Annotated in this window: 9 protein-coding genes; 3 read left to right on the top strand and 6 right to left on the bottom strand. The window is 67.7% G+C overall.

The window, feature by feature from the left end:
- The 4 genes from EBB59_RS05090 to EBB59_RS13765 all read right to left on the bottom strand — a co-directional run.
- On the bottom strand, nt 1–872 hold an 872-nt coding region (locus EBB59_RS05090), incomplete at its 3' end, for a DEAD/DEAH box helicase (protein ID WP_147455510.1).
- Between the two features lie 536 nt (nt 873–1,408).
- Complete coding sequence (locus EBB59_RS05085; protein ID WP_122101063.1) at nt 1,409–3,925, bottom strand: hypothetical protein; 2,517 nt, start codon at nt 3,923–3,925, stop codon at nt 1,409–1,411.
- Nucleotides 3,926–3,946: 21 nt separating this feature from the next.
- Nucleotides 3,947–4,840 carry a hypothetical protein gene (locus tag EBB59_RS05080; protein WP_122101062.1) on the bottom strand — a complete coding sequence of 298 codons (894 nt, stop codon included), beginning with the start codon at nt 4,838–4,840 and terminating at the stop codon, nt 3,947–3,949.
- Between the two features lie 13 nt (nt 4,841–4,853).
- Nucleotides 4,854–5,006 (bottom strand): hypothetical protein, encoded by a 153-nt coding sequence (locus tag EBB59_RS13765; RefSeq protein ID WP_158601717.1) that lies wholly within the window; start codon nt 5,004–5,006, stop codon nt 4,854–4,856.
- 214 nt (nt 5,007–5,220) lie between these two features.
- On the opposite strand from EBB59_RS13765, the gene EBB59_RS05075 reads away from it, so the two are divergent.
- On the top strand, nt 5,221–7,326 hold the full coding sequence (locus tag EBB59_RS05075; RefSeq protein WP_122101061.1) for a M13 family metallopeptidase: 2,106 nt from the start codon (nt 5,221–5,223) through the stop codon (nt 7,324–7,326).
- Between the two features lie 204 nt (nt 7,327–7,530).
- Nucleotides 7,531–9,543, top strand: a complete 2,013-nt coding sequence (locus tag EBB59_RS05070) for a M13-type metalloendopeptidase (RefSeq protein WP_122101060.1) — start codon at nt 7,531–7,533, stop codon at nt 9,541–9,543.
- Nucleotides 9,544–9,635: 92 nt separating this feature from the next.
- On the opposite strand, the gene EBB59_RS05065 is transcribed toward EBB59_RS05070, so the two are convergent.
- Nucleotides 9,636–10,280 (bottom strand): rhomboid family intramembrane serine protease, encoded by a 645-nt coding sequence (locus EBB59_RS05065; protein ID WP_122101059.1) that lies wholly within the window; start codon nt 10,278–10,280, stop codon nt 9,636–9,638.
- 33 nt (nt 10,281–10,313) lie between these two features.
- Between EBB59_RS05065 and EBB59_RS05060 the strand changes: the two genes are divergently transcribed.
- Complete coding sequence (locus EBB59_RS05060) at nt 10,314–10,937, top strand: 2OG-Fe(II) oxygenase (protein WP_122101058.1); 624 nt, start codon at nt 10,314–10,316, stop codon at nt 10,935–10,937.
- A gap of 6 nt (nt 10,938–10,943) precedes the next feature.
- Here the strand turns inward: EBB59_RS05060 and EBB59_RS05055 are convergent, their stop codons facing one another.
- Complete coding sequence (locus tag EBB59_RS05055) at nt 10,944–11,300, bottom strand: MGMT family protein (protein WP_122101057.1); 357 nt, start codon at nt 11,298–11,300, stop codon at nt 10,944–10,946.
- Nucleotide 11,301 lies beyond the last annotated feature (1 nt).

Raw genomic sequence — 11,301 nt, 5'->3', positions numbered from 1 at the left:
TTGAACGCATCCAGCGCCTTCTGCCGCGCCGACTGGCTCTTGTTGCCGTGGATCGCCAGCGCCGGCAACCCGGCCTTCTCCAGTTGCTCGGCCAGCCGGTTGCAGCCGTGCTTGGTCTTGCCGAATACCAGCACGCGCTCGGTATGGCGCTGGGCGAGGATGTCCACCAGCAGATCGCGCTTGGCCTTGGCATCGACCGGATGCACGCGGTGGACGATGGTCTCGGCAATGGTGTTCTGCGCCGCCACCTGCACCTCCACCGGGTCGCGCAGATAGTCCAGCGCCAGCGCCTTGATTCGCGGCTCGAAGGTGGCCGAGAACAGCAACGACTGCCGCGCGGCCGGCACGCGCGCCAGGATGCGCTTCATTGCCGGCAGGAAGCCCATGTCCAGCATGCGGTCGGCCTCGTCCAGCACCAGCACCTCCACCCCGTCGAGCTTGGCGGTGCCGCGTTCGAGGTGATCGATCAACCGGCCCGGGCAGGCCACCAGCACGTCCGCGCCGCGACGCAGGTTGTCGATCTGCGGCTGCATGCCGACACCGCCGAAGAGCATGGTCACGTTCAAACGCAGATGGCGGGCATAGACCTTGAGATTGTCGGCCACCTGCACGGCCAGTTCGCGGGTCGGCACCAGCACCAGCGCGCGCGGCTTGCGCGGGCCTTTCGGCGGGGTCTGCTTGGCGAGGTGCTGCAACATCGGCAAACCGAAGGCGGCGGTCTTGCCGGTGCCGGTCTGCGCGCCCCCCAGCAGGTCGCGCCCGGCGAGGATGTGCGGGATGGCCTGTTGCTGAATGGGCGTCGGCGTGACGTAACCGGCATCACCGAGCGCACGCAACAAGGCGGGCGAAAGCCCGAGCGATTCGAAATTCATGTTGGAAACTCCAGTAGGTGAGGGCCGCATCCCCACCATGCGGATGCATGGGCGATGCGGTCGAACCCGGAGCTTTCCTGCCGCGCTGCGAGATTCTTCAATGCCGCTCGCCGGGTGGCGGACGGATTCGCGCAACGAAAGACGTGCGGGGAATGGGCCCACCGGAAAACCGGCGCTACAGGCAAGGAAAACGGGCCAAACGTACGCGAACGCCGCGCATGTTACGCGAAATCGACGCGGCGCGCGCGGGGCGACCCGGGCAACCGCGAACGCCGCGCCCACTCCCCGGCCCGTGGCGGCAAGCCTGTGGCGATGCGGTGCCGGAAATACGCCGACCGATCCAGATACCGCCTCATCCAGCCAGGCTGGCTGCCCCGGCAAAGGCCGTGCGCGGCAAGAGTTACAGGGCCGGGAACGGCCCTGGTCCGCCAGCATCGCGGTCGCGCCCGGCGCCGGCTTGAACTCAGGATCGACGGACAGCCCGACAGGCGTGCCGGGGCTTGGCTCAAAAGGTGTCGTCCACGCGCCGGCGACGCCTATCCGATCGACATGCCGCGCCCTTGCGCCTGCTGCTGCGCCTGCTGTTGGGCTTGCTGCGCCAGTTGCTGCTGGCGCTCTTGGTTGACCTCCAGCGTCTGCTGGATGCTCTCCTGGATTGCCGGGGCCTCGGTGGTGACATCCAACGCCACGCGGGCGCCAGGGCGATCACTGATGACGTGCAATTGATCGCCTCGCATCGCCACCCCCGTCAAGCTCTCGGCATCGTGAATGCCCGCCCGCTTGGCTTCCAGCATCGCCTGGGCCACCGTGTCGTCGTGAATGTGCGCCGGGGTAAGGCCGCGCAGTACGCCGAACATCGTGCGGTCGGCGGGATTGAGCGCTTGCAAGGAGCGTTCATCGCGTTCGGTGCGTTCGGCCGCCGGCCGCGTGGATGCGTAGTGCGGCGAGGCGGCGGCCAGCCAGCGTTGCGAGGCCGCTTCGATGCCAAGACTGGTGGCCTCGGCGGCGGGAAGGCCGAAGCGTTTGCCCGCGTCCTCGGCGTAGTAGCGCTCGATGGCGTGGATTTGTCCGTCCGGGCCCATCGTCACCTGGGTAATGCCCTGCCTACGCTCAACGGCTTCGGCCGCCAGACGGGCGGCCAGCAATTCGGTATGCGGGCCGTGGGCGATGCCGCGTTCCGTCTCCATACGCCGCACGGCATCGAAAGCATTAGCGTAGGCGTCATAGCCGGGGTGGTCGGGTTGACGGATGTCCGGGCCATGCTTCAGCGCCGGGGCGAAGCCGGCCGGCAACGGCGCCAGCGAATGGCGCTCTTCGGGCGCGGCCCGGCGCTGCGCGGGGGATTGCCAGTCGCTGATCTCGGGCGTGGCTTTCAGCTCGCCCGTGGCCGCGTCGCGTTCGATATTGACGCGGGCCCATTTGGGGTCGATGTCGAGTTGCCTCTGGGGATTGGGCCCGGGAATTTCGGCCTCCCTCAATACGCGCTCCGCCACCTCCTTGGTTTGCTCTTCCCAGACATTCTTGGGCGCCCAATGGCCGCGCGCTTCGATTGCACGTTCAAGACGTTTCGTGACAATCGGAAACGGCTCACCCATCTGCGCCTTGGCGATGCCCTGCACCGACGCCTTCACCTCGAACACCTCCCAGCGCCCGGTCGTGGGGTTCACGCCCAGCAGATCATCGCCATGGCCGGAGTGGTTCTGGATTGGCGTCAACTCCAGGTATCCCTTGCGGGTGAGGTCATGTGCTACGAGGGCCTCGCCCATGTCGCCCACCTCGCGGCGGCTCAATGCCGATAGCGGGCGCGCGCCGACATACGCATCGATCGCCTGGTGGAAGCTCACCTCGCCATCGAACAGGCCGATGTCCTGGCGGGCCAGGTAGCCCAGTTCGTTCGGGGTCAACGCGCCGCTGCGCAGCAGGCTGTCGACATCGCCGCTCTTGCGCAGCCCATCCACCAGTTCGCGCAATTCGTTCTGGCTGCGCTTGACGCCCGCCAGGCCGTCGAAGAACAAATCCGCCCCTTGCCGCTCCAGGCCGCCACGGGCCTGTACCCGGGCCGCATCGCCGGCCAGCTCCACCCACGCTTGCGCCAGTTCGCCCGCCGCGCGGCCGCCGGCCTGGCCGTGGGGGCGATCGGGCGCCAGCGCGTCGGCCGGCTCCACCGCCCGGGCCAGCTTGCCCAGCTTGGCCACCTTGCTGACCGGCACGATGCTGGCGATCAGCTCCACCCCCACCGCGCCTTCCGCCTGGCCCAGGTACTCCCGCTCCTTGCCCTCGGCCTGCGCCCGTTCCAGCCCGCGTGACCACTCGTTGAAGGCGTTCACGGCCGCGTTGCGGATGTCATCGACCGGCTTGCCGGGGTCGTGCATCGCCTCGGCGGCGTACACCGACGCCGCGCCCAGCATCATGTGGCGGAAATCGCGGTCGGTGGAGAACCGATACGCCAGCCGGGCCAGATCCACCGTATCGCCCAGCACCGAGAGCGCCTGGCCGCTGGCGCCTTTCATGCGGCCATAGGTCGATTGCAGGTCGCCAACGCCACGGGCGGCCAATTCGGCCGCCGCGCGTTCCAGCCAGGGGCTTCGTGGGCCATCGTCCAAGCCGCGGGCCCAGCGTTGGCCCGCGGCCAGGCCATCGCTGATCTGGCGGTCGCTCCACTCAAGCCCGCCACCCATGGCCCGGCTGGCCCGGTCGTAAGCGCGCGCGACCGGCGCCTCGACCCAATCCTCGTAGACGCGGCGCAGGGCCGATTCACCCACGTTGGCGCGGTCCAGCGCCTCGGCCAGGCGCGCGCGGGCATGGGCCGGCACGCACTCATGCAAGGCGCTCAGCAGTGGGCCGATTTGCTGGCGACCGGCCTCGCTCTGGTAGACCGGGTGGGCGGTCAGCTCGGCCACCAGCGCATCGGCATCGATACCATCCAGGCGCTGGTGGCGCAGCACCAGCCGTTGGGCCTCGAAGGCGGTGAGATCCACCCGCCCCTCCGGGCCGGTGGCGGTGAGGAGCGCGGATAGGTCGATCAAGCGGTTGCGTTGCGGCGAATCGGTCATGACGGTAGCTCCGGGTAGCGATCAACGAAATAGCGGATAGTCCCGCTTCAGGCGGGCCTCCAATGCCACCGCCAAGGGGTGCGGCGCGGCCGGCGGCAGCGCCTGGATCACCGCCCAGGGCGCATCCACCAGCGGATGCCCGGCCTCGAAGGCCGGCAGGCCCAGCCGCTGGCGAACCGCTTGCACGGCCAGCAGCTCGGGCGGAAAGACACGGTCGATGTCCTTTTCGAACTCATACGTGTGCTTGTCCGTCCCATGCTTGCTACGGCTGATATGGAAGGCCGCCGCTTCCCGCATGACCCGCTGGAAGACTTCCAGGTGGTCGCTGCGCCAATGTTCCAGCAACTGGCGGTAGGCGGTGACCAGCGGCGTGGCGGACTGGTAATGGCTCTCGATGCCGAAGGCATCGGCAAAGAAGTACCCATAGAAACTGTCGTTGGTGCCTTCGCGGTACCAGCGATCCCGAGGGTCGGGCACATGATCCTGATCGTTCTCCAGATCGCGAATCAGAAAATACGCCCCGGCCTCGGCCGCGGGCCAATCCGACAGCATGCACGGCCCCGCCGCGCGATTGCTGTCCCAGAGTGGGGATGGGAAAGAGGCACCCCGTGCCGGACGCATGGCCGCGCATGTCCCCCAGAGCCGGTAGTACAGACTGCCGAATGCAATCGACCAGTTCAGAAAGCGCGACAGATCACCGGCATCCGAGCGGAAATAGGCATCGCAGGCGGCAATGCTGTAGGCATGAGCGATCCACCTGAGCGGCGTTGCCAATTTGGCATTGACGATACCCGGTTCATCCAGATAGCCCTGTACGCTGGCGATATGCCGGTCTGGATTATTGCGCTCATATTCCAACCACTCGCTGCATTCCTTGGGCAGCTTCTTCAGGGAGCGGTCGAGGGGCCAGGTCATCGCGGGCGGCCTGTCAGCGGAAGTCGGGGTCATCCTGCCGTAAACGTGCCGTCAATACCACTGCCTGGGCCTCGAAGGCGGTGAGATCCACCCGCCCCTCCGGGCCGGTGGCGGTGAGGAGCGCGGACAGGTCGATCAAGCGGTTGCGTTGCGGCGAATCGGTCATGACGGTAGCTCCGGGTAGCGATCAACGAAATAGCGGATAGTCCCGCTTCAGGCGGGCTTCCAATGCCATCGCCAAGGGGTGCGGCGCGGCCGGCGGCAGCGCCCCAATACGGCCCGAACCCCATGACTTCCGGCATCCGCCGGGTCGTGCGCACGGGGGTAGAGTGCGCGGGCCAAGCGCCCGCGCCGCGGGCCGGCCTGCCGGACACATCGCCATGCGCATTACCGCCCCGCCCCGCCTGATCCTCGCACTGGCCATCGCCGCCGCGCTCACCGGTTGCCCCGGGAAGGAAACCGCCCAGCCCGAGGCCGCCGCCCCGGCCATCGCGCCCACCGATACCGGCTACAAGCTGGACGAGCGCAAGCTGCCGCCGATGAACCGCTTCCTGGCCGCCGATATCGACAGCGCCGGCAACGCCTGCGCCGATTTCGGCAGCTACATCAACAAGCACTGGCTGACCGCCAATCCCATCCCCGGCGACCGCACCAGTTGGGGGGCGTTCGAAATGCTCGACGAACGCTCCACCGCCATCCAACACCAGATCGCCGAACAGGCCGCGGCGATGGAGAACGCCAGCGGCATCGACAAGATCATCGGCGACTTCTACGCCACCGGCATGGACCAGGCCAGGATCGACGCCCAGGGCATCCAGCCGCTGGAAAGCCGGCTGGCCGAAATCGACGAACTGACCGATGCCGCCACGATCGCCGACTACCTCCGCCGGAGCTACGCCAAGGGCGAGGGCATGCTGTTCGGCTTCGGCCCCGAGGCCGACTTCAAGAACTCCTCGATGAACATCGCCTACGCCGCCCAGGGCGGCCTGGGCCTGCCGGACAAGGGTTATTACTTCGATACCGACAAGAAGGACAAGCTGGACGCCTACCAGAAGCACGTCGCCAAGGTGCTGGAATTGTCCGGCGTCGCCACGGATACGGCGGCGAAACAGGCCGCCGATGTCGTCGCGTTCGAGAAACGGCTGGCGAAAGTCTCGAAATCGAGCGAGGAGCTTTCGCGCGATGTCTCGCTCTATTACAACCCGGTCACCATCGAGGAAGCCGATAAACTGACGCCGAATTTCGCCTGGTCGACGTTCTTCGAATCGCAGGGTTTATCGGCACCGGAGAAGTTCTCGCTGGCGATACCGGCCTTCCACCAGGAAGTTTCGAAGATGCTGGCCGAGGTACCGGCCGTGCAGTGGAAGAGCTACCTGCGCTACCACCTGGTGGACAACGCCTCGCCCTACCTCGCCGAGCCGTTCGTGCGAGAAAACTTCGCCTTCCACGGCCAGGCCATGCGCGGCCAGAAGGAAATCAAGGAACGCTGGAAGCGCGTGCTCGGCGCCATCGACGACCAGGCCGGCGAGGCGCTGGGCCAGATCTACGTCAAGCTGGCATTCCCGGCCGAATCCAAGACGCGCATGCAGGCACTGGTGAAGAATCTGCACGAGGCGTTCGCCGCGCGCATCGAGCATCTGGCGTGGATGTCGCCCGAAACCAAGGCCAAGGCCGCCGAGAAAATGAAAGCCTTCACGCCGAAGATCGGCTACCCGGACAAGTGGCGCGATTTCGGCGGCCTGCAAACCAGCCGCGACAGCTACATCGGCAACGTATTGGCCGCCAACGCGTTCAACTACCAATGGCAGTTGTCGAAAATCGGCAAGCCGGTGGACAAGAGCGAATGGGGCATGAGCCCGCAGACGGTCAACGCCTACTACAACCCGATGCAGAACGAGATCGTGTTCCCCGCCGCCATCCTGCAACCGCCGTTCTTCGACGGCAAGGCCGACGACGCGCTGAACTACGGCGGCATCGGCGCGGTGATCGGCCACGAGATGACCCACGGCTTCGACGACCAGGGCAGCCGCTTCGGCCCCGATGGCAACTTCGAGAACTGGTGGAGCGAAGCCGACGCCAAGGGCTTCAAGGCGCTGACCAACAAATTGGTGCGGCAATTCGACGACTACCAGGTCGGCCCCGGCCAGAAAGTCAACGGCAACCTGACGCTGGGCGAGAACATCGCCGATCTCGGCGGCCTGGCCATCGCCTACGACGCCTACCAGCGCACGCTGGAGGGCAAGCCGCCGGCAGCCATCGACGGCCTGTCCGGCAACCAGCGCCTGTTCGCCAACTGGGCCACGGTGTGGCGCCGCAACTTCACCCCGGACGAGCTGAAGGTGCGCCTGACCACCGACCCGCACGCCCCGGCGCAGTTCCGCGCGATCGGCGCGCCCAGCAACATGCCGGCGTTCGCCCAGGCCTGGAACTGCAAGACCGGCGACAAGATGGTGCGCGACGGCGACCGGCAGGTGGCGATCTGGTGATCGTGGCCCGAGCGCCACGGTGACACCCCGCGAAACGCCGGAGCAATCCGGCGTTTTCCGTTTTCCTTCACGATGAAATCCGGCAACGCCCCCGGCGCTCGCTGAACGGACGCAGATCCCCGCGCCCGCCCGCTCCGGCAACGCCAGAGCCTTGACGAGGGCTTGCTAGACTGCCCGCTTCGCCCGAACGGAACCGCCTCCACGATGCCCCGAGCCAAGCCGCTGGCCTTCGCCTTGATCCTCGCCCTCACCGTCACCGCGCCGGACGCCCTGGCGCAGAGAAAAAAGAAGCGGCCCGCGCGCGCCAAAGCGCCAGTGGTCAGCGTCGAGTGCGGCGATTTCTACACGGCCGTCAACAAGGAATGGCTGGCCGCCGTGCCCGTCCCGGCCGGCACCGCAAGCACCACGGCCCTGGGCCAACTGGTCGCCCGCAGCCAGCAGCAGCAACGCGACCTTTTAGATGCCGCGATGCAATCGCCGCAAGGCAACGTGCAGAAGCTGCTGGGCGACTTCTGGGCCAGCGGGCTGGACGAGGCCGCGGTGGAAGCCGATGGCGCCAAGCCAATCACGCCGCTGCTCGACCGCATCAACGGCATCCGCCGTGGCAAGGACGTCCCGGCCGCCATCGCCGCCCTGCATCAGGTCGGCATTCCGGTAGTCTTCAATTTCAGCGCCGACCTCGACCTCAAGGATCTCGATCGCCACATCGGCTACTTCAGCCAGGGCGGCACCGCCCTGCCCGATCCGGCCTTCTACGCCCGCCAGGATGCCGACACCGTGGCGCTGATGGGCCGCTATCGCGTCTATGTCGAGAAGATACTGACCCTGACCGGCACCCCGGCCGAGCGCCTCGCCGCCGACACCCAGGCGGTGTTCGATCTCGAAACCCGCCTCGCCCAGGCCGCGCGCCCGCTGGCCAGCCTGCGCGACCCCAAGGGCAACTACGCCCCGGTGCCGATCGCCGAACTGAAGAAGCAATACCGCAACCTGCAACTGGCCGAATTCATCCAGGCCCAGGGCGTGAGCGACGACGTGGTCTCGATCGCCAACCCGGCGTTGTTCCAGCAGATCGACGGGCTGATCCGTGGCCTCAAGACCGAGCAGTGGAAGACCTACCTGCGCTACCAGGTCGGCAACGCCATGGCACCGTATCTGTCGAAATCCTTCCGCGAGGCCGATTTCGAATTCCGCGGCCGCGTGCTGCACGGGCTGAGCGCCCCGGCGCCACGCTGGCGGCAGACCCTCGATGCCATCAACCTCGCCGCCGGGCCGATGCTGGGCCGCGAATACGCCGCCCGCTACCTGCCGGCCGCCACCCGCGGCCGCGCCGAAACGGTGGCCGGCGAAATCCGCGACGCGCTGGCCGCCGGGGTGGAACGCAACGCCTGGATGAGCCAAGCGGCCAAGGCCGAAGCCAAGGCCAAGCTCGGCAAACTGAAGATCGAGATCGGCACCCCCAGGCGCGATCTCGATTACAGCATCCAGCCAATGGGCCGCGGCAGCTTTGGCAGCAACATGCTGATCGCCTCGACCTGGCGCCACCGCGAGGAAATGCGCCGCATCGGCCGCCACAACGCCACCCGCCGCTGGGACGTGCTGCCGCAGCAGCCGGCGCTGTCCTACGACCTGGCCCACAACCGCCTGATCGTCACCGCCGCCGTGCTGCAAGCGCCACTGATCGACATGTCGCAGGAGCCATCCGCCCACTACGGCGGCTTCGGCGCGCTGGTCGGCCACGAACTGACTCACGCGATCGACGCGCGCGGCCGCAACATCGACGCCGCCGGCGAAGTCCGCGATTGGTGGACGCCCACCGACGTCGCTGGCTGGGAAGGGCTGCAATCGCGCATCGGCAGCCAGTTCGACGGCTACCCCTACCCACTGCTGGAAACCAGCCGGGTCAACGGCCGCCTCGTCCGCAGCCAGGCCCTCAACGACCTGGCCGGCATCGAGCTGGCGCAGGCCGCGCTGGAAAAAGCCATGCCAGCCGCGACCGACGCCAACCGGCAGGCGTTCTACCAAGCCTGGGCACGGCTGTGGGCGCAGCAAATGGGTGTGGAAGCCGCCACCTTCCTCTCCACCACCAGCGCCGAGCCGCCGGGCCAGTGGCGGGTCAACGGCACGCTGGCCAACCAGCCCGGCTTCGCCGCCAGCTTCCAGTGCAAGGCGCCCGGCCCGCTGGCCCTGCCGGAAACCAGCCGGATCAAGGTCTGGTAAGGCGCACCGTCACACCGCAAGACGAAGGCCCGGCGAAAGCCGGGCCTTTCCGTTTCGATACCGGGACCGATGCCAGCGCCGGTCCCACCCATCTACACGCTGCGCAGATGCCGCTTCCCGCCACCGCCGAAAGGTGGCTGGCCGCGCCAATAGCGGATCAACAGCCAGCCGGTCAGCATGCCGCCCAGGTGGGCGAAATGGGCCACGCTGGGCATCGTCCCGGTGAAGCCGGCGAACAGGGCGAACGCGCCGATCAGCACCACCGCGACCTTGGCCGGGATGAAGAACGGAATCGGGAAGATCATCACTTTCTGACGCGGGAAGATCAGGCCATAGGCCAGCACCAGCCCAAGCACGCCACCGGAAGCCCCAAGGGTGGGATAGGCGTCGCCGCCGTTCTCCAACATCCACCAGCCCACCGCCAACTGGCACACCCCGGCACCGACGATGCAGGCCAGGTAGTACTGCGTAAAGCGCCTGACGCCCCAGACCTGCTCCAACGGCGCCCCGAACATGAACAACACCAGCATGTTGAAGAACAGATGGAAGAGTCCACCATGCAGGAAGCCATAGGTGAGCAACTGCCACGGCATGAAGGCATACGGGCCGCCGCCATCGCCTAGCGGCCACAACATCAACCATGCCATCGGCCCCTCGCCCAGCAGCAACTGCAGGCCGAAAGCGACGACGTTGGCAATCAGGAACACCTTGGTGGCGGCGGTAAGACGGGCGAACATGGGTACTCCGCGAGGTCTGGCTATGATAGCGGGATGTCCCATTCATCCGCGCTGAACCCGCCACAGGTCGAGCATGACGTCGCCGCCATCGCCGAGGCTCTGGCCGGCCCGGGCGCCTGTCTGATCGCCGGCTTCCCCGCGCCGCCGCTGGCCGCGGCGCTACGCGAGGACCTGCAACGCCTGCAAGCCGAGGGCGCGCTGCACACCGCTGGCATCGGGCGCGCCGACGGCCACCGGCAACGCGGCGATCTGCGCGGCGACCGCACCCTCTGGCTCGACGACGAACGCTGCGGCGCGGCCGCGCGCACGTACCTCGGCCAGCTCGACGCATTGCGACTCGGCCTCAACCGCGCACTGTTCCTCGGCCTGCGCGAGACCGAAGCCCATTACGCCCTGTATGCGCCCGGCGCGCGCTACATGCGCCACCGCGACCGCTTCCGCGACAGCGATGCCCGCGTCGTCACCGTGGTCGGCTACCTCAACCCGGATTGGCGCGTCGCCGACGGTGGCGAACTGCGCCTGTACGACGATGACGGCCGCCACCGCGACATTCCCCCCCACGACGCCACCAGCCTGTGCTTCCTGAGCGAGCGCGAGCACGAAGTGCTGGTCACGCATCGCCCGCGCATGAGCATTGCCGCCTGGCTGCGGCGCTGAGCGGCCTCAGCCGGCGTCGGGCGGCCCCCACACGGCCTCGTCCAGGGTCCGCGCGGTCTTGCATCCCCGCACCCGCCCGGCCACGACCGTAACGCCCTCGCCGCGCAGCCGCTCAAGCTGCTCGCGATAACCCGTGGAGCCTTCGGGGAAGGCGATGCGCCCGTCGCTGCGCAATACCCGATGCCAGGGCAAGGTTGGATCGCCGTTTCCGGCCAGCACCTTCGCCGCCAGCCGCGCGCGGCCGGGCAGGCCGGCGCGGCGCGCCACTTCGCCATAGCCCAGCACCGTGCCACGGGGAATCGCCCGTACCACGGCGAGGATGCGTTGTTTCCGCCGCGCGGCAGCGTCTTCGTCCGCGTTCATG

It is taken from the genome of Solilutibacter pythonis (assembly GCF_003697345.1).
In the GTDB taxonomy this organism is placed as follows: Bacteria; Pseudomonadota; Gammaproteobacteria; order Xanthomonadales; family Xanthomonadaceae; genus Solilutibacter; species Solilutibacter pythonis.
The sequence above is the reverse complement of the archived record's forward strand: the minus strand, read 5'-3'. Positions and strand labels throughout refer to the sequence as shown.